Source organism: Pantoea sp. X-Soil-TKNS-1280 (genome assembly GCF_059730475.1).
In genome coordinates, this window is record NZ_AP035962.1 from 3,935,067 (window position 1) to 3,950,965 (window position 15,899).

The following is a 15,899-nucleotide window of genomic DNA, read 5'->3' on the forward strand; positions in this document are numbered from 1 at the left end:
TTTCCTCCGATTACGCTACGTAGCAGATAATTTCGCCACCAAGACCAGCCTGGCGCGCTGCACGATCAGTCATAACACCTTTAGATGTAGAAATTACAGCGATGCCCAGACCAGCCATTACTTTTGGCAGCTCATCTTTTTTCTTATAGATGCGCAGACCTGGACGGCTAACACGCTGAATGTTTTCTACAACAGCTTTACCCTGGAAATACTTAAGAGTCAGTTCCAGTTCCGGCTTGATGTCGCCTTCGATTTTAAAATCTTGAATATAGCCTTCTTCCTTCAGCACGTTGGCAATTGCCACTTTCAGCTTGGAGGAAGGCATAGAGACCGCAACTTTGTTCGCGGCCTGACCGTTACGGATACGGGTCAGCATATCCGCGATCGGATCTTGCATGCTCATCTGTGTTACTCCCGTGATTCAAATGGTGACAATTACCAGCTTGCCTTTTTCAGACCCGGGATTTCACCGCGCATTGCGGCTTCACGGACCTTGATACGGCTCAACCCAAACTTCCGCAGGAAACCGTGCGGACGACCTGTTTGACGGCAGCGGTTACGCTGACGTGAAGGGCTGGAATCACGCGGCAGACTCTGCAGCTTGAGAACGGCATCCCAACGATCTTCGTCAGAAGCGTTCACATCAGAAATGATCGCTTTCAGTTCAGCGCGTTTTGCGAAGAACTTGTCTGCTAATTTCACACGCTTAACTTCGCGTGCTTTCATAGATTGCTTAGCCATGAAGTAACCCTACCTTACTTGCGGAACGGGAAGTCAAAGGCAGCCAGCAGAGCACGGCCTTCATCATCAGATTTCGCAGTAGTGGTAATGGTAATATCCAAACCACGAACGCGATCGACTTTGTCGTAGTCGATTTCTGGGAAGATGATCTGCTCACGAACGCCCATGCTGTAGTTACCACGACCGTCGAAAGACTTCGCGGACAAGCCACGGAAGTCACGGATACGCGGTACAGCAATAGTGATCAGGCGCTCAAAGAACTCCCACATGCGCTCGCCGCGCAGAGTTACTTTACAGCCGATCGGATAGCCCTGACGGATTTTGAAGCCTGCAACTGATTTGCGTGCTTTGGTGATCAGCGGTTTTTGACCGGAGATTGCTGCCAGGTCAGCTGCTGCGTTATCCAGCAGTTTCTTGTCAGCGATCGCTTCACCAACACCCATGTTCAGGGTGATCTTCTCGACCCGAGGGACTTGCATGACAGAATTGTAGCCGAACTCAGTCATGAGTTTCTGGACTACTTCGTCTTTGTAGTAATCATGCAGTTTCGCCATCGTACTACTCCAAATTACTTGATAGTTTCGCTATTAGACTTGAAGAAACGGACTTTTTTGCCTTCTTCGAATCTAAAGCCTACACGGTCAGCCTTGCCGGTTGCCGCATTGAAGATTGCAACGTTAGAAACCTGAATAGCAGCTTCTTTTTCAACGATGCCACCTGGTTGGTTCAGAGCCGGAACCGGCTTTGAGTGTTTCTTAACCAGGTTGATACCTTCAACGATGACCTTACCAGAAGTCAGGACATTCTTTACTTTACCGCGCTTACCTTTATCTTTGCCGGTCAGCACGATAACTTCGTCGTTACGACGGATTTTCGCTGCCATTGTTCGCTCCTTAGAGTACTTCAGGTGCCAGAGAGATAATTTTCATGAACTTTTCAGTACGAAGTTCACGAGTTACCGGCCCAAAAATACGCGTTCCGATAGGCTGCTCAGAGTTATTGTTTAAAATAACGCAAGAGTTACCATCGAAGCGAATGACAGAACCGTCCGGGCGACGAACACCCTTCTTGGTGCGCACCACTACCGCCTTCAGGACATCACCTTTTTTCACCTTACCACGCGGAATTGCTTCCTTGATGGTAACTTTGATGATATCGCCGACGCCTGCGTAGCGACGGTGCGAGCCACCCAGAACCTTGATACACATTACGCGACGTGCACCGGAGTTGTCGGCGACGTTCAGCATAGTCTGTTCTTGGATCATTTTAGTGCTCCGCTAATGTCAACTACTACTTCGGGACCCAAAACCTCAGGTCGTTAAAAAGCCCCATAATTGAGGGCGCGGCATTATAACACCGGTTCCTGCATATGGGTAGAAAAAATGAACGGCTCGCGAGAGCCGTTCATCTTATTTTTTAGAGGAAGTGGATTCTATTACAGAACCGCTTTCTCTACAACGCGAACAAGCGTCCAGGACTTAGTCTTGGACAGCGGACGGCATTCGCGGATTTCAACCACGTCACCGATACCGCATTCATTGTTTTCGTCGTGGATGTGCAGCTTAGTCGTACGTTTAATGAATTTACCGTAGATCGGGTGCTTCACAAAACGCTCGATAGCAACAACTGCAGATTTCTGCATTTTGTCACTAACAACACGACCTTGCAGAGTACGGATTTTATCGGTCATTACGAACCCGCCTTCTCAGTCAGTAAAGTCTTAACGCGTGCAACATCACGGCGCACATTCTTCAGCAGATGGGTCTGCTGCAGTTGGCCGGATGCTGCTTGCATGCGCAGGTTAAACTGCTCACGCAGCAGGTTAAGCAGCTCAGCGTTAAGCTCTTCAACGCTTTTTTCACGCAGCTCAGTTGCTTTCATTACATCACCGTCTTAGTTACAAAGGTGGTTTTGATAGGCAGTTTTGCTGCTGCCAGCTTGAATGCTTCACGGGCCAGCTCTTCCGGTACGCCGTCCATTTCATACAGGACTTTACCAGGCTGGATCAGGGCAACCCAATACTCCACGTTACCCTTACCTTTACCCATACGCACTTCCAGCGGCTTCTCGGTGATCGGTTTGTCCGGGAATACACGGATCCAGATCTTACCTTGACGCTTAACTGCACGGGTCATAGCACGACGTGCTGCTTCGATCTGACGTGCAGTCAGACGACCACGGCCAACAGCTTTCAGACCGAAAGTACCGAAGCTAACATCCGTACCCTGCGCCAGACCGCGGTTACGGCCTTTGTGCACTTTACGGAATTTCGTACGCTTTGGTTGTAACATCAGCGACTCTCCTTACTTACGGCCTTTACGCTGCTGCTTTTTAGGTTGAGCAGCCGGTTCCGGTTGTTCAACAGCAGCCATACCACCCAGGATCTCACCTTTGAAGATCCATACCTTAACGCCGATTACACCATAAGTGGTGTGCGCTTCAGAGGTGTTGTAGTCAATGTCAGCACGCAGAGTGTGCAACGGTACGCGACCCTCGCGGTACCATTCGGTACGTGCGATTTCCGCGCCGCCCAGACGGCCGCTAACTTCAACTTTGATACCCTTCGCGCCCAGACGCATGGCGTTCTGTACTGCACGCTTCATAGCACGACGGAACATCACACGACGCTCCAGCTGTGAAGTGATGCTGTCAGCTACCAGTTTTGCGTCCAGTTCCGGTTTACGGACTTCAGCGATGTTGATCTGTGCAGGAACGCCAGCGATATTCGCGACGACCGTACGCAGTTTTTCTACGTCTTCACCTTTCTTACCGATAACGATACCCGGGCGAGCAGTGTGAATGGTCACACGGATGCTCTTAGCCGGACGCTCGATAACGATGCGAGATACAGACGCTTTTGCCAGTTCTTTAGTCAGGAACTGACGTACTTTAAAATCGCTGTCCAGGTTGTCAGCGAATTCTTTGGTGTTCGCAAACCAGGTAGAGTTCCATGGTTTTACAATACCCAGGCGAATACCATTAGGATGTACTTTCTGACCCATTGCTAGTCTCCAGAGTCTCAGCGATCGGACACAACCACAGTAATGTGGCTGGTGCGCTTCAGGATGCGATCTGCACGACCTTTTGCACGCGGCATAATGCGCTTCATGCTTGGGCCTTCGTCTACGAAAATTTTCGCAACTTTCAGATCGTCGATATCAGCGCCATCGTTGTGTTCGGCGTTAGCAATGGCAGATTCCAGGACTTTCTTAACCAGTACAGCCGCTTTCTTGTTGGTGTAAGTCAGAATATCCAGAGCCTGCGACACTTTCTTACCGCGAATCAGGTCAGCAACGAGGCGAACCTTCTGAGCAGAAGAACGAGCATGGCGATGTTGAGCAATAGTTTCCATCTCTTCCTCCTACTTATTTCTTCTTGGCTTTCTTATCTGCAGCATGGCCGCGATAAGTACGTGTCGGTGCAAATTCACCCAGCTTGTGGCCGACCATTTCGTCGGAAACAAAGACAGGAACGTGCTGACGACCATTATGGACAGCGATGGTCAAACCGATCATGTTAGGGAAGATCGTTGAACGACGGGACCAGGTGCGCAGGGGCTTCTTGTCTCCGCTTTCCACCGCTTTCTCTACCTTCTTCAGCAAGTGCAGGTCAATAAAAGGACCTTTCTTGAGAGAACGTGGCATGGCTTATCCTCTAAAATTATTTGCTACGGCGACGTACGATAAATTTATCAGTACGCTTGTTGCTACGGGTCTTCTTACCTTTGGTCTGAATGCCCCACGGCGTTACCGGGTGCTTACCAAAGTTACGACCTTCACCACCACCGTGCGGGTGATCGACTGGGTTCATCGCAGTACCGCGAACGGTAGGACGAACACCACGCCAACGGGTTGCACCGGCTTTACCCAGAACGCGCAGCATGTGCTCAGCGTTACCGACTTCGCCCAGAGTTGCGCGGCAGTCAGCTTCGACTTTACGCATTTCACCTGAACGCAGACGCAGGGTAACGTAGGAACCTTCACGCGCAACGATCTGCACGTAAGTACCAGCAGAGCGAGCAATCTGACCGCCTTTGCCTGGTTTCATTTCTACGTTGTGCACGGTAGAACCAACTGGGATGTTACGCATCGGCAGGGTGTTACCTGCTTTGATCGCAGCATCAACGCCAGACTGAACCTGGTCGCCAGCTTTCAGGCCTTTAGGGGCCAGGATGTAACGGCGTTCGCCATCTTTGTACAGAACCAGTGCGATGTTCGCAGAACGGTTCGGATCGTACTCAAGACGCTCAACAACTGCCGGGATACCATCTTTGTTGCGTTTGAAGTCAACAATACGGTAAGCCTGCTTATGACCACCACCGATATGACGGGTAGTGATACGACCATTGTTGTTACGACCACCGGATTTGCTGTTTTTTTCTACCAGCGGAGCAAAAGGTTTGCCCTTGTGCAGCTCAGGGTTCACCACTTTAACTACGTGGCGACGACCCGGAGATGTCGGTTTACATTTAACAACTGCCATTGTCTTTCTCCTCCGACTTACTCAGCGCCGCCGACGAAGTCCAGGTTCTGGCCTTCTTTCAGGGTGACGTAAGCTTTTTTCCAGTCGCTACGACGACCGATACGCTGTCCGTGACGCTTAACTTTACCCTTAACAACCAGGGTGTTTACGTCTTTAACTTCTACTTCGAACAGTTTCTCAACAGCAGCAACGATCTCTGCTTTGGTCGCGTCTTTAGCAACTTTGAGAACGATGGTATTGGTTTTTTCCATCGCGGTAGATGCTTTTTCAGATACGTGCGGCGCGCGCAGTACTTTCAGCAGACGTTCTTCACGGATCATGCCAGCATCTCCTCAACTTGCTTAACTGCTTCAGCAGTCATAACGACTTTGTCGAAGGCGATCAGGCTAACTGGGTCGATACCCGCTGCATCACGCACGTCAACCTTGTACAGGTTACGCGCAGCCAGGAACAGATTCTCATCCAGTTCACCGGTGATGATCAGCACGTCTTCCAGCGCCATGTCTTTCAGTTTCTGTGCCAGCAGCTTGGTTTTCGGTGCTTCAACAGAGAACGACTCGACAACGATCAGACGGTCCTGACGTACCAGCTCGGACAGGATGCTTTTCAGCGCGCCGCGGTACATCTTTTTGTTAACTTTTTGACTGTGGTCCTGCGGACGTGCAGCGAAGGTCACGCCACCTGAACGCCAGATCGGGCTCTTGATAGAACCTGAACGCGCACGGCCGGTACCTTTCTGGCGCCACGGCTTTTTGCCTGAACCAGTTACTTCGGCACGAGTTTTCTGCGCGCGAGTACCCTGACGAGCACCTGCAGCGTAGGCAACAACAACCTGGTGAACCAGCGCTTCGTTGAAATCACGACCGAAGGTAGTTTCGGAAACAGTCAGCGCGCTCTGCGCGTCTTTCAATACTAATTCCATTGCTATCCCCTTACGCCTTCACAGCCGGTTTAACGATCAGGTCGCTACCGGTCGCACCCGGAACTGCACCTTTCACCAGCAGCAGGTTGCGCTCAGCGTCAACACGTACCACTTCCAGGCTCTGAACGGTTACGCGCTCATTACCCAGCTGACCAGCCATTTTCTTGCCTTTGAACACTTTGCCCGGAGTCTGGTTCTGACCGATAGAACCCGGTACACGGTGAGACAAGGAGTTACCGTGAGTCGCGTCCTGGGTACGGAAGTTCCAGCGCTTAACGGTACCTGCGAAACCTTTACCTTTAGAGGTACCGGTTACGTCTACTTTTTTAACTTCAGCGAAGATTTCAACACTGATGCTCTGGCCTACTGAGTATTCTTCACCTTCGGTGCGGAATTCCCACAGACCACGGCCAGCTTCAACGCCAGCTTTAGCAAAATGACCTGCTTCCGGTTTGGTCACGCGGTTAGCTTTTTTAGCACCGGTGGTAACCTGGATCGCCTGGTAACCATCGTTCTCCAGAGTTTTCACCTGGGTAACGCGGTTTGCTTCAACTTCAATAACGGTTACTGGGATTGAAACGCCATCTTCAGTGAAGATGCGGGTCATGCCCACTTTTTTACCGACTAAACCACTCATTGTATCAACCTCTCAATCGCTCGATGACCTGATTAACCCAGGCTGATCTGCACGTCAACACCGGCAGCCAGATCCAGACGCATCAGAGCATCAACGGTTTTTTCAGTTGGCTCAACGATGTCTACCAGACGCTTGTGAGTGCGGATTTCGTACTGATCACGCGCATCTTTGTTAACGTGCGGAGAGATCAGAACGGTGAAGCGCTCTTTGCGAGTCGGCAGCGGGATCGGACCACGTACCTGCGCACCAGTGCGCTTGGCAGTCTCAACGATTTCCGCGGTTGATTGATCGATCAGGCGATGATCAAACGCTTTAAGACGGATACGGATTCTTTGGTTCTGCATGAGACCAGAGCTCCAAACATTTTATAAACGAAAAAAATTACTACCCGCACCCATTACGATTGATGGGGGAGTGTAATCGTTCAGCATATAACTCCCCAATTGGGAGTATTGTCAGGCGACCTAACTTACAGCCACCTGCGATTCTGCTCGAATCGCGCCAGCCAATATTGGCAGGCCCGCGCATTATACGCAAATTTGTATAGGAAGCAAGCCGTGATGCGTTTTTAACCAGAACAGGCAATGGTGCGATAAAGAAAACCCGCAACGATCACAGATCGTTGCGGGCTCGATTATCCAGGGAAAGCAATCAGCTTAGCTGTCGCCCTCCTCTTTGATTTGTGCCTGCAGGTAATTCTGAATCCCGATTTTCTGAATCAGGTCCAGCTCGGTCTCCAGGTAGTCAATATGGTGTTCTTCATCCGCCAGGATTTCGATCATCATATCGCGGCTGACGTAATCGTGAACTTTATCCGCGTAGGCAATCGCTTCGCGCAGGTCCTTCGCACCTTCCAGTTCCAGTGCCAGGTCAGACTGCAGCATTTCCGGTACATCTTCACCAATACGCAACCGCCCCAGATCCTGCAGATTAGGAATCCCTTCAAGAAACAGAATGCGTTCAATGTACTTGTCCGCATGCTTCATTTCATCAATGGATTCGTGGTATTCCACATCGTTGAGGCGTATCAGACCCCAGTTTTTGAACATGCGCGCATGAAGAAAGTACTGATTGATTGCAACCAGCTCATTCCCCAGCAATTTGTTGAGATGATTTATGATTTTAGTGTCGCCCTTCATTTCGCTTCCTCCGCTTCCAGTTAATTAGAGCGTAGATGCGGATAAAAAGAAGTCAAAAAAACGCGACAGTTTTTGTGGTTATTACTCAGGCAGGCCTGGTATCAGGCAATTTCTTTGTACAGCGGCACCTGCTGCAATTCATCATCCATAATCTCACGCGCGGCGCGAATGCATTTACCGCACTGTTTTCCAATAGGAACCAGCTGTCGCAAATGCTGAATAGATTTGGGCTGATAGCGGCGAACCACCTCACGGAGGGTTTTATCACTCACGGCATTACACAGACAGACGTACATTCACTACGGACTCCAGTACAATTTCTGATCAAAGTGTAAATGAGAATGGTTTTTATTTCAAACCTGGATTTTGTGTGGGATTAGCATCAATCTGAGAGGAATTTTCAGCATAAAAAAAGAGCACCGAAGTGCCCTTTTTCAATTGCTCAGATGGCTACCGAAGCGGCCATCTGTGTTAACACAATTAAGCGATAACTTTAGCAACAACGCCCGCACCAACGGTACGGCCGCCTTCGCGGATTGCGAAGCGCAGACCTTCGTCCATCGCGATCGGGTGAATCAGGGTAACAACCATTTTGATGTTGTCGCCCGGCATTACCATCTCTACGCCTTCCGGCAGTTCTACTGAACCGGTTACGTCAGTTGTACGGAAGTAGAACTGAGGACGGTAGCCTTTGAAGAACGGAGTATGACGGCCGCCTTCGTCTTTAGACAGTACGTACACTTCTGATTCGAACTGAGTGTGCGGCTTGATGGTGCCCGGCTTAGCCAGTACCTGACCACGCTGGATGTCTTCACGCTTGATACCGCGCAGCAGAACACCACAGTTTTCACCAGCCTGACCCTGATCCAGCAGTTTGCGGAACATTTCAACGCCAGTACAGGTTGATTTTGCAGTCGCTTTGATACCAACGATTTCAACTTCGTCGCCGACTTTCACGATGCCGCGCTCAACACGACCGGTAACAACGGTACCACGGCCAGAGATTGAGAATACGTCTTCGATCGGCAGCAGGAACGGCAGGTCGATGGCACGAACCGGATCCGGGATGTAAGTATCCAGGTGACCAGCCAGCTCAACGATTTTCGCTTCCCACTCTGCTTCGCCTTCCAGCGCTTTCAGAGCTGAACCACGAACGATCGGGGTGTCGTCGCCCGGGAAGTCGTACTGTGACAGCAGGTCACGTACTTCCATCTCAACCAGTTCCAGCAGTTCTTCGTCATCAACCATGTCACACTTGTTCAGGAACACGATGATGTAAGGAACGCCAACCTGACGACCCAGCAGGATGTGCTCACGGGTCTGCGGCATCGGGCCGTCAGTCGCAGCAACAACCAGGATTGCGCCATCCATCTGAGCAGCACCGGTGATCATGTTTTTCACGTAGTCGGCGTGGCCCGGGCAGTCAACGTGCGCGTAGTGGCGAGTCGGGGTTTCGTACTCAACGTGTGAAGTGTTGATGGTGATACCACGAGCCTTCTCTTCCGGCGCGTTGTCGATCTGGTCAAATGCACGAGCCTGGCCGCCGTAGGTTTTAGCCAGTACGGTGGTGATCGCAGCAGTCAGAGTGGTTTTACCGTGGTCAACGTGACCGATGGTGCCCACGTTTACGTGCAGTTTGTTACGTTGAAATTGCTCTTTCGCCATGGCGATAATCCTTACTGTTATGCCTCTATCAAGGATAGAGGCATCTGTTCACAATTTTTAAACCGTAGCCTTATTTGCCACGAGCTTCAATAACGGCCTGAGCGACGTTGTTCGGCGCATCATCGTACTTCAGGAACTCCATGGAGTAAGAAGCACGGCCTTTGGTCAGAGAACGCAGTTGGGTTGCGTATCCGAACATTTCAGACAGCGGAACCTCAGCGTGAATCTCAACGCCAGTAGCGTTAGATTCCTGCCCTTTAAGCATACCACGACGTCTGCTCAGGTCACCGATAACGTCACCGGTGTGCTCTTCCGGAGTCTCTACTTCAACCTTCATGATCGGCTCAAGCAGAACAGGTTTCGCTTGCTTAAAGCCCTGTTTGAAGGCGATAGAAGCAGCCAGTTTAAATGCCAGCTCTGAGGAGTCGACATCATGGTAAGAACCGAAGTGCAGACGCACACCCAGGTCTACTACCGGATAACCAGCCAGCGGACCAGATTTCAGCTGCTCCTGGATGCCTTTATCAACGGCAGGGATGTATTCACCAGGAATCACACCACCTTTAATGTCGTTGATGAATTCGTAACCTTTCGGGTTCGAACCAGGCTCCAGCGGGTACATGTCGATCACAACATGGCCATACTGACCACGACCACCAGACTGTTTCGCGTGTTTACCTTCAACATCGGTAACTTTCGCGCGGATCGCTTCACGGTAAGCAACCTGAGGTTTACCTACGTTCGCTTCAACGTTGAATTCACGCTTCATACGGTCAACGATGATGTCGAGGTGCAGCTCACCCATACCAGCGATGATGGTCTGGTTAGACTCTTCGTCAGTCCATACGCGGAATGACGGGTCTTCTTTCGCCAGACGACCCAGAGCCAGACCCATTTTTTCCTGGTCAGCTTTGGTTTTCGGCTCAACAGCGATAGAGATTACCGGCTCAGGGAACTCCATACGCTCCAGAATGATCACGTTGTTCGGATCACACAGGGTGTCACCGGTGATAACGTCTTTCAGACCGATAGCAGCGGCGATGTCACCTGCACGAACTTCGCTGATCTCTTCACGTTTGTTGGCGTGCATCTGAACGATACGACCAAAACGCTCACGTGCAGATTTCACTGAGTTCAGTACGGTGTCACCGGAGTTAACCACACCAGAGTACACGCGGAAGAACGTCAGGTTACCCACGAACGGGTCAGTTGCGATTTTGAACGCCAGAGCAGAGAACGGCTCGTCATCACTTGCGTGACGCTCAGCCGGGGTGTCTTTGCCATCGTCCAGCATGCCGTTGATTGCAGGTACGTCGGTCGGAGCCGGCAGGTACTCAACAACTGCATCCAGCATCGCCTGAACACCTTTGTTCTTAAATGCAGAACCACAGGTAACCAGGATGATTTCGTTGTTCAGAACGCGCTTACGCAGAGCAGATTTGATCTCTTCTTCAGACAGCTCTTCGCCACCAAAGAATTTCTCCATCAGCTCGTCAGAAGCTTCAGCAGCAGACTCGATCAGTTTCTGGCGCCATTCTTCAGCCAGTTCCTGCATGTTAGCCGGGATATCTTCGTAAACGAAGGTAACGCCCTGATCTTCATCGTTCCAGTTGATGGCTTTCATTTTGATCAGGTCAACAACACCGGTGAAGTGTTCTTCTGCGCCGATAGCCAGCTGCAGAGGTACCGGAGTCGCGCCCAGACGGCTTTCAATCTGGCCTACAACTTTCAGGAAGTTTGCACCCATGCGGTCCATTTTGTTAACGAACGCAATGCGTGGAACTTTATATTTGTTAGCCTGACGCCATACGGTTTCAGACTGCGGCTGCACGCCACCTACTGCACAGTAAACCATTACTGCGCCGTCGAGCACACGCATGGAACGTTCTACTTCGATGGTGAAGTCAACGTGTCCCGGGGTGTCGATGATGTTGATGCGGTGCGGCTCAAACTGCTTAGCCATACCAGACCAGAATGCGGTAGTCGCTGCAGAGGTGATAGTAATACCACGCTCCTGCTCCTGGGCCATCCAGTCCATGGTCGCTGCGCCATCATGCACTTCACCGATTTTGTGGTTAACACCGGTGTAGAACAGGATACGTTCGGTAGTAGTAGTTTTACCGGCGTCAATGTGTGCGCTGATACCGATGTTACGGTAGCGCGCAATGGGTGTTGTACGAGCCATTTGATTCCTCTGATTCTCGGACGTTCAAAGTTAGTCGACCCCAGCGGGTTGGCTGTTCGAGCGCCCGCTGGTTTAACAACAACTACGTGGTCATTACCAGCGGTAGTGTGCGAACGCCTTGTTGGCTTCTGCCATACGGTGAACGTCTTCACGTTTCTTAACTGCAGTACCTTTGTTTTCTGCAGCGTCAGAAAGTTCGTTCGCCAGGCGCAGAGCCATAGATTTATCACCGCGTTTACGAGCAGCATCTACGATCCAACGCATTGCCAGAGCATTACGACGGACCGGACGGACTTCAACTGGAACCTGATAAGTTGAACCACCAACACGGCGAGACTTAACTTCTACAGTCGGGCGCACGTTTTCGAGGGCAACATCAAAAGCTTCCAGGGCGTTTTTACCAGAACGTTGAGCCAGGGTCTCAAGAGCAGTATAAACGATTGATTCTGCAGTTGATTTTTTACCATCAACCATCAGGATATTTACAAATTTAGCCAGCAGCTCTGATCCGAACTTAGGATCCGGCAGAATTTTACGCTGACCAATGACGCGACGACGTGGCATGGAAATACTCCGTTGTTAATTCAGGATTGTCCAAAACTCTACGAGTTTAGTTTGACATTTAAGTTAAAACGTTTGGCCTTACTTAACGGAGAACCATTAAGCCTTTGGCTTCTTCACGCCATACTTGGAGCGAGCCTGCTTACGGTCTTTAACACCTGAGCAGTCCAGCGCGCCACGAACGGTGTGGTAACGCACACCTGGCAGGTCTTTAACACGACCGCCACGGATCAGGATCACGGAGTGCTCCTGCAGGTTGTGACCTTCACCACCGATGTAGGAAGTCACTTCGAAACCGTTGGTCAGACGCACACGGCATACTTTACGCAGCGCTGAGTTAGGTTTTTTCGGGGTAGTGGTGTACACACGAGTACAAACACCACGTTTTTGCGGGCAAGCTTCCAGCGCCGGCACGTTGCTCTTTGCAACTTTGCGGACGCGTGGTTTGCGAACCAGCTGGTTAACTGTTGCCATTAAATAGCTCCTGGATTTGCTTTAGCTTTTGCTTCGTAAACACGTAATAAATCGCCTCGCATTACTACGAGGAGGCAGAATTTTAGGGCTGTGTCAAAAGGGTGTCAAGAAATAACCAGGTTAAAGCGTGTTACCAGGCTATTTGCTGTTGGTGCTTCGCCGTTAAAGCAACGAATTCAGTATAGTCCACACAGGGTAGACTGGTCGAAATTTGCGCAGTCAGGCCGCGTGCCACCACATCTTCCCGCAGTACCCACACCGTAGCCGGGGAATTAAGCAGCTTTTTAAGCATGGCACTGCCTGACAAAGCTGCCGTGACGCCATCCTGAAGTAGCAACAGATCGTCTTCCTTCTGCAGCAGCAGCAGTAAGGTGTCGATATCGCATTGCCAGGGTGAATGCATGAGCGTGTACAGCATGATGAAGTCTCAGAAACGAATGATACGGTGATAAGTCGCCAGTTTTTGGCACAGGGTTGGCGTATCCAGCACCGTTGCTGCCATCACACGCGGTGACGTCGCATCCAGCCCACGCGCCAGCAATGACTCTTCGCAGACAAAGCACTGATCGATATCGTAGAGCGCCAGCACGCCAAAAGTGGCGATATAGTTGCGCGCCAGAATTGTCTCAGGTTGCTGATGGCAATTCAGTTGCAGCACGCCATCGCCAATAAAAAACAACGCAATGTTCTCACTCAGCGCTGCCGTGGCCAGCACCGCATCCAGCCCTTCCCTGCCAGCACTGCTGCCATGGGGCGATTGGGTAAAGAGAAAAGCGACAGAATTCATCAGAATTGCACCAGACGGTCACAGGTTAGCGCGGCTTCCGCCAATGCCCCCAGTCCACTTAAAACAAAGCCAGCTTGCAGGTTGCTGCCCGCCAGCTGCAATCGTGCCGCTTCCTGAGCGTCAGTGACGCCACGCCGCAACGCCGCCGCCACACAGATATTCAACGCCACGCCATGCGCCTGGTGTAACTGCTGCCACTCACGTACCAGATCCACTTCATCGCTGGCCGGAGCAGTAAGCTGATTCGCGTTGAGTACCCCTTCACGATAGAAAAACACGCTTTCCAGCTGATGCCCGGCCTGTAGCAACGCCCGGGCAAACAGCAACGCGCTGCTGGCATGTTGTGTCCCATAAGCCGGACCGGTTACCAGTAAGGTATAGCGCATTAACGATCCTGGCCCTGCAAGTCACCACTCTTGAACTGGCGAATATAGAGATACACCGTGTGCTTAGAAATATTGAGGCGATCGGCAACCTGGTTAATCGCATCTTTAATATCGAAAATCCCCTTTTCATACAGATTGAGGACCACCTGACGATTCTTGGCGTTGTTCGACACGTTGCGATCGGCACTCACTTCTTCAATGGTGAACTCCAGCGTCTGCGTCACCAGGTCTTCAACCGAACTGGCAAAGTTCACATTGGAATCGACCTGCTGCATCTCTGGCGGCATAAAAGTCGACATAATCTGCGAGAACGGCACATCGAGGTTCATATTGATACACAGCAGGCCAATCACCCGCTGCTGGCGATTGCGAATCGCAATCGTGACCGACTTCATCAGCACACCACTTTTGGCGCGGGTGAAGTAAGCTTTTGAGACATTGCTGTCTGCACCGTGCATATCGTGTAGCATACGCAGTGCCAGGTCGGTTATCGGCGATCCGACTTTACGTCCGGTGTGCTCGCCATTCGCGATGCGCACCGCAGAGCATTTTAAATCGTCCAGCGAATGCAGCACGATTTCACAGTGCGAGCCAATCAGCATCGCCAGGCCATCGACCACGGCCTCGTAAGATTTCAGAATATCGTAGTCTGCTTGCTCAAACGGACGTTGCTCCAGTAAATCGAAGTCAGTCAGTTCACCAGGATTGAATGGATTAGACATCGAAGACATCACCCTAAATGGCTGGAGCCTGTCACGGCAGCTCTGGGCAGACTCATTTTTTTGATAGTAGTAGTTGTGCAGGCGTTAGTCTGGCAAATGTCGAGTGCTTATGCCAGAGCTTTGTCATAAGGCGGAAATGAAACCGCCGCCCTGGGGGCGGCGGCTGGCAGATTACTGTGCTTTCTGATCAGCAGCAGCTGGAGCCTGGGTTTTCTCATCGGCTTTTGGCGCCGGTTTGATATCGAGCAGTTCAACATCAAACACCAGCGTAGAGTTAGCCGGAATACCCGGCACGCCGTTTTTACCGTAAGCCAGTTGCGGTGGAATGACCAGCTTGATCTTGCCGCCTTTCTTCACGTGCTTCAGACCTTCAGTCCAGCCAGGGATGACGCCATCCAGACGGAACGACAGCGGCTCGCCACGGGTGTAGGAGTTGTCGAACTCGGTACCATCAATCAGCGTACCTTTGTAGTTCACAACGACAGTATCACTGTCTTTAGGCGCGTCACCGGTGCCTTCTTTCTCAACCTGATAGAGCAGGCCAGATTCGGTTTTCTTCACGCCTTTTTCTTTGGCGAATTTGTCAGCAAAAGCGGTGCCTTTATCGGCGTTCTCTTTCGCGTCTTTTTCCATCTTCGCCTGGGCAGCACCTTTCACGCGGCCTTCAAACGCCTGCAGGGTTTGCTCAATCTCTTCATCAGAGAGTTTGCTCTTACCGCCAAATGCATCCTGAACACCAGCGATCAGCTGTTGTTTGTCCAGTTTGATACCCAGTTTCTCTTGTTCCTTCAGAGAGTTGTCCATGTAGCGACCCAGGGACGCACCCAGCGCATAGGCTGATTGCTGATCTTCATTTTTGAAGGCAGCATTTTTCGGTGCCTGCGGCGCGGCCTGAGCAGCATCTGCCGGCGCTGTGGTAGCTTCTGCTGCCATTGCCAGCGGCGCGTTCAGCACGACGGCCATAGTGGTAGCTAACAATGTGACTTTAAACAGTGATTTCATCCTTTCTCCAAATCCGAAGCCTCTCGCCCCGGGAATCATTGCGGACTGTGGCCCACACTATAACTTTACGTGGCAGCGGCGAACACTCCCACAACGTAATAATCCGGTCAACCTCTGACCTTTTTTGCATCAGGAAGTTTCATCAGAGATGGTGGCATAATGTCCCCATTCAAGCATCCTGGCCAATTCTGGTGAA

The 15,899-nt window shown here is 51.2% G+C and carries 27 protein-coding genes; all 27 read right to left on the reverse strand.

Annotation, left to right across the window (positions count from 1 at the left end):
* Window positions 1-10: 10 nt before the first annotated feature.
* Complete coding sequence (gene rpsH / locus AC6I8X_RS18320; RefSeq protein WP_013510762.1) at window positions 11-403, reverse strand: 30S ribosomal protein S8; 393 nt, start codon at window positions 401-403, stop codon at window positions 11-13.
* Window positions 404-435: 32 nt separating this feature from the next.
* Window positions 436-741 carry a 30S ribosomal protein S14 gene (gene rpsN, locus AC6I8X_RS18325; RefSeq protein ID WP_006120592.1) on the reverse strand — a complete coding sequence of 102 codons (306 nt, stop codon included), beginning with the start codon at window positions 739-741 and terminating at the stop codon, window positions 436-438.
* Between the two features lie 14 nt (window positions 742-755).
* Window positions 756-1,295: a 50S ribosomal protein L5 gene (gene rplE, locus AC6I8X_RS18330; protein ID WP_013510763.1), complete on the reverse strand. Its 540-nt coding sequence runs from the start codon at window positions 1,293-1,295 to the stop codon at window positions 756-758.
* Between the two features lie 14 nt (window positions 1,296-1,309).
* Window positions 1,310-1,624 carry a 50S ribosomal protein L24 gene (rplX, locus tag AC6I8X_RS18335; protein ID WP_084877324.1) on the reverse strand — a complete coding sequence of 105 codons (315 nt, stop codon included), beginning with the start codon at window positions 1,622-1,624 and terminating at the stop codon, window positions 1,310-1,312.
* A 10-nt stretch (window positions 1,625-1,634) separates the two neighbouring features.
* Window positions 1,635-2,006, reverse strand: coding sequence for a 50S ribosomal protein L14 (gene rplN / locus AC6I8X_RS18340; RefSeq protein WP_013510765.1), 372 nt, complete (start codon window positions 2,004-2,006; stop codon window positions 1,635-1,637).
* A gap of 170 nt (window positions 2,007-2,176) precedes the next feature.
* Window positions 2,177-2,431, reverse strand: a complete 255-nt coding sequence (gene rpsQ / locus AC6I8X_RS18345; protein WP_013510766.1) for a 30S ribosomal protein S17 — start codon at window positions 2,429-2,431, stop codon at window positions 2,177-2,179.
* A complete protein-coding gene (rpmC, locus tag AC6I8X_RS18350; protein ID WP_013510767.1) occupies window positions 2,431-2,622 on the reverse strand; it encodes a 50S ribosomal protein L29 in 192 nt (63 codons plus the stop codon). The genes rpsQ and rpmC overlap by 1 nt, the downstream gene beginning before the upstream one ends.
* Window positions 2,622-3,032, reverse strand: a complete 411-nt coding sequence (gene rplP, locus AC6I8X_RS18355) for a 50S ribosomal protein L16 (RefSeq protein ID WP_002438716.1) — start codon at window positions 3,030-3,032, stop codon at window positions 2,622-2,624. The genes rpmC and rplP overlap by 1 nt, the downstream gene beginning before the upstream one ends.
* A 12-nt stretch (window positions 3,033-3,044) precedes the next feature.
* On the reverse strand, window positions 3,045-3,743 hold the full coding sequence (gene rpsC / locus AC6I8X_RS18360) for a 30S ribosomal protein S3 (protein WP_009087585.1): 699 nt from the start codon (window positions 3,741-3,743) through the stop codon (window positions 3,045-3,047).
* 17 nt (window positions 3,744-3,760) lie between these two features.
* A complete protein-coding gene (gene rplV / locus AC6I8X_RS18365) occupies window positions 3,761-4,093 on the reverse strand; it encodes a 50S ribosomal protein L22 (protein ID WP_007891659.1) in 333 nt (110 codons plus the stop codon).
* 13 nt (window positions 4,094-4,106) lie between these two features.
* Complete coding sequence (gene rpsS, locus AC6I8X_RS18370; RefSeq protein ID WP_001138115.1) at window positions 4,107-4,385, reverse strand: 30S ribosomal protein S19; 279 nt, start codon at window positions 4,383-4,385, stop codon at window positions 4,107-4,109.
* A gap of 16 nt (window positions 4,386-4,401) precedes the next feature.
* A complete protein-coding gene (gene rplB / locus AC6I8X_RS18375) occupies window positions 4,402-5,223 on the reverse strand; it encodes a 50S ribosomal protein L2 (protein ID WP_084877326.1) in 822 nt (273 codons plus the stop codon).
* 17 nt (window positions 5,224-5,240) lie between these two features.
* Window positions 5,241-5,543 carry a 50S ribosomal protein L23 gene (gene rplW, locus AC6I8X_RS18380; RefSeq protein WP_010618574.1) on the reverse strand — a complete coding sequence of 101 codons (303 nt, stop codon included), beginning with the start codon at window positions 5,541-5,543 and terminating at the stop codon, window positions 5,241-5,243.
* Window positions 5,540-6,145, reverse strand: coding sequence for a 50S ribosomal protein L4 (rplD, locus tag AC6I8X_RS18385; protein ID WP_013510769.1), 606 nt, complete (start codon window positions 6,143-6,145; stop codon window positions 5,540-5,542). The genes rplW and rplD overlap by 4 nt, the downstream gene beginning before the upstream one ends.
* Window positions 6,146-6,155: 10 nt before the next feature.
* On the reverse strand, window positions 6,156-6,782 hold the full coding sequence (gene rplC, locus AC6I8X_RS18390) for a 50S ribosomal protein L3 (RefSeq protein WP_497840254.1): 627 nt from the start codon (window positions 6,780-6,782) through the stop codon (window positions 6,156-6,158).
* A 32-nt stretch (window positions 6,783-6,814) separates the two neighbouring features.
* On the reverse strand, window positions 6,815-7,126 hold the full coding sequence (gene rpsJ, locus AC6I8X_RS18395) for a 30S ribosomal protein S10 (protein ID WP_001181005.1): 312 nt from the start codon (window positions 7,124-7,126) through the stop codon (window positions 6,815-6,817).
* Window positions 7,127-7,438: 312 nt separating this feature from the next.
* Complete coding sequence (gene bfr / locus AC6I8X_RS18400) at window positions 7,439-7,921, reverse strand: bacterioferritin (RefSeq protein WP_497840255.1); 483 nt, start codon at window positions 7,919-7,921, stop codon at window positions 7,439-7,441.
* Window positions 7,922-8,022: 101 nt separating this feature from the next.
* Window positions 8,023-8,217: a bacterioferritin-associated ferredoxin gene (bfd, locus tag AC6I8X_RS18405; RefSeq protein ID WP_013510772.1), complete on the reverse strand. Its 195-nt coding sequence runs from the start codon at window positions 8,215-8,217 to the stop codon at window positions 8,023-8,025.
* Between the two features lie 184 nt (window positions 8,218-8,401).
* Window positions 8,402-9,586 carry an elongation factor Tu gene (gene tuf, locus AC6I8X_RS18410; protein WP_084877335.1) on the reverse strand — a complete coding sequence of 395 codons (1,185 nt, stop codon included), beginning with the start codon at window positions 9,584-9,586 and terminating at the stop codon, window positions 8,402-8,404.
* A gap of 70 nt (window positions 9,587-9,656) precedes the next feature.
* Window positions 9,657-11,771 carry an elongation factor G gene (fusA, locus tag AC6I8X_RS18415; RefSeq protein ID WP_084877346.1) on the reverse strand — a complete coding sequence of 705 codons (2,115 nt, stop codon included), beginning with the start codon at window positions 11,769-11,771 and terminating at the stop codon, window positions 9,657-9,659.
* A gap of 93 nt (window positions 11,772-11,864) precedes the next feature.
* Entirely contained in the window at window positions 11,865-12,335 is a 471-nt protein-coding gene (gene rpsG / locus AC6I8X_RS18420; RefSeq protein WP_084877349.1) for a 30S ribosomal protein S7, read from the reverse strand.
* Window positions 12,336-12,431: 96 nt separating this feature from the next.
* Window positions 12,432-12,806, reverse strand: coding sequence for a 30S ribosomal protein S12 (gene rpsL, locus AC6I8X_RS18425; protein ID WP_003852912.1), 375 nt, complete (start codon window positions 12,804-12,806; stop codon window positions 12,432-12,434).
* A 130-nt stretch (window positions 12,807-12,936) separates the two neighbouring features.
* Window positions 12,937-13,224, reverse strand: a complete 288-nt coding sequence (tusB, locus tag AC6I8X_RS18430; RefSeq protein ID WP_313690045.1) for a sulfurtransferase complex subunit TusB — start codon at window positions 13,222-13,224, stop codon at window positions 12,937-12,939.
* Between the two features lie 9 nt (window positions 13,225-13,233).
* Entirely contained in the window at window positions 13,234-13,593 is a 360-nt protein-coding gene (gene tusC, locus AC6I8X_RS18435) for a sulfurtransferase complex subunit TusC (protein WP_313690047.1), read from the reverse strand.
* Window positions 13,593-13,979 (reverse strand): sulfurtransferase complex subunit TusD, encoded by a 387-nt coding sequence (gene tusD / locus AC6I8X_RS18440; protein WP_310617062.1) that lies wholly within the window; start codon window positions 13,977-13,979, stop codon window positions 13,593-13,595. The genes tusC and tusD overlap by 1 nt, the downstream gene beginning before the upstream one ends.
* Window positions 13,979-14,701 (reverse strand): helix-turn-helix transcriptional regulator, encoded by a 723-nt coding sequence (locus AC6I8X_RS18445; RefSeq protein WP_313690054.1) that lies wholly within the window; start codon window positions 14,699-14,701, stop codon window positions 13,979-13,981. Before AC6I8X_RS18445 ends, tusD begins: the two co-directional genes overlap by 1 nt.
* Before the next feature lie 171 nt (window positions 14,702-14,872).
* Window positions 14,873-15,703, reverse strand: coding sequence for an FKBP-type peptidyl-prolyl cis-trans isomerase (fkpA, locus tag AC6I8X_RS18450; RefSeq protein WP_299447542.1), 831 nt, complete (start codon window positions 15,701-15,703; stop codon window positions 14,873-14,875).
* Window positions 15,704-15,899: the final 196 nt, after the last annotated feature.

Bases quoted from the DNA above. Each gene is read 5' to 3' on its own strand.
- rpsH (WP_013510762.1), bottom strand. From the start codon at position 403: ATGAGCATGCAAGATCCGATCGCGGATATGCTGACCCGTATCCGTAAC.
- rpsN (WP_006120592.1), bottom strand. From the start codon at position 741: ATGGCTAAGCAATCTATGAAAGCACGCGAAGTTAAGCGTGTGAAATTA.
- rplE (WP_013510763.1), bottom strand. From the start codon at position 1,295: ATGGCGAAACTGCATGATTACTACAAAGACGAAGTAGTCCAGAAACTC.
- rplX (WP_084877324.1), bottom strand. From the start codon at position 1,624: ATGGCAGCGAAAATCCGTCGTAACGACGAAGTTATCGTGCTGACCGGC.
- rplN (WP_013510765.1), bottom strand. From the start codon at position 2,006: ATGATCCAAGAACAGACTATGCTGAACGTCGCCGACAACTCCGGTGCA.
- rpsQ (WP_013510766.1), bottom strand. From the start codon at position 2,431: ATGACCGATAAAATCCGTACTCTGCAAGGTCGTGTTGTTAGTGACAAA.
- rpmC (WP_013510767.1), bottom strand. From the start codon at position 2,622: ATGAAAGCAACTGAGCTGCGTGAAAAAAGCGTTGAAGAGCTTAACGCT.
- rplP (WP_002438716.1), bottom strand. From the start codon at position 3,032: ATGTTACAACCAAAGCGTACGAAATTCCGTAAAGTGCACAAAGGCCGT.
- rpsC (WP_009087585.1), bottom strand. From the start codon at position 3,743: ATGGGTCAGAAAGTACATCCTAATGGTATTCGCCTGGGTATTGTAAAA.
- rplV (WP_007891659.1), bottom strand. From the start codon at position 4,093: ATGGAAACTATTGCTCAACATCGCCATGCTCGTTCTTCTGCTCAGAAG.
- rpsS (WP_001138115.1), bottom strand. From the start codon at position 4,385: ATGCCACGTTCTCTCAAGAAAGGTCCTTTTATTGACCTGCACTTGCTG.
- rplB (WP_084877326.1), bottom strand. From the start codon at position 5,223: ATGGCAGTTGTTAAATGTAAACCGACATCTCCGGGTCGTCGCCACGTA.
- rplW (WP_010618574.1), bottom strand. From the start codon at position 5,543: ATGATCCGTGAAGAACGTCTGCTGAAAGTACTGCGCGCGCCGCACGTA.
- rplD (WP_013510769.1), bottom strand. From the start codon at position 6,145: ATGGAATTAGTATTGAAAGACGCGCAGAGCGCGCTGACTGTTTCCGAA.
- rplC (WP_497840254.1), bottom strand. From the start codon at position 6,782: ATGAGTGGTTTAGTCGGTAAAAAAGTGGGCATGACCCGCATCTTCACT.
- rpsJ (WP_001181005.1), bottom strand. From the start codon at position 7,126: ATGCAGAACCAAAGAATCCGTATCCGTCTTAAAGCGTTTGATCATCGC.
- bfr (WP_497840255.1), bottom strand. From the start codon at position 7,921: ATGAAGGGCGACACTAAAATCATAAATCATCTCAACAAATTGCTGGGG.
- bfd (WP_013510772.1), bottom strand. From the start codon at position 8,217: ATGTACGTCTGTCTGTGTAATGCCGTGAGTGATAAAACCCTCCGTGAG.
- tuf (WP_084877335.1), bottom strand. From the start codon at position 9,586: ATGGCGAAAGAGCAATTTCAACGTAACAAACTGCACGTAAACGTGGGC.
- fusA (WP_084877346.1), bottom strand. From the start codon at position 11,771: ATGGCTCGTACAACACCCATTGCGCGCTACCGTAACATCGGTATCAGC.
- rpsG (WP_084877349.1), bottom strand. From the start codon at position 12,335: ATGCCACGTCGTCGCGTCATTGGTCAGCGTAAAATTCTGCCGGATCCT.
- rpsL (WP_003852912.1), bottom strand. From the start codon at position 12,806: ATGGCAACAGTTAACCAGCTGGTTCGCAAACCACGCGTCCGCAAAGTT.
- tusB (WP_313690045.1), bottom strand. From the start codon at position 13,224: ATGCTGTACACGCTCATGCATTCACCCTGGCAATGCGATATCGACACC.
- tusC (WP_313690047.1), bottom strand. From the start codon at position 13,593: ATGAATTCTGTCGCTTTTCTCTTTACCCAATCGCCCCATGGCAGCAGT.
- tusD (WP_310617062.1), bottom strand. From the start codon at position 13,979: ATGCGCTATACCTTACTGGTAACCGGTCCGGCTTATGGGACACAACAT.
- AC6I8X_RS18445 (WP_313690054.1), bottom strand. From the start codon at position 14,701: ATGTCTAATCCATTCAATCCTGGTGAACTGACTGACTTCGATTTACTG.
- fkpA (WP_299447542.1), bottom strand. From the start codon at position 15,703: ATGAAATCACTGTTTAAAGTCACATTGTTAGCTACCACTATGGCCGTC.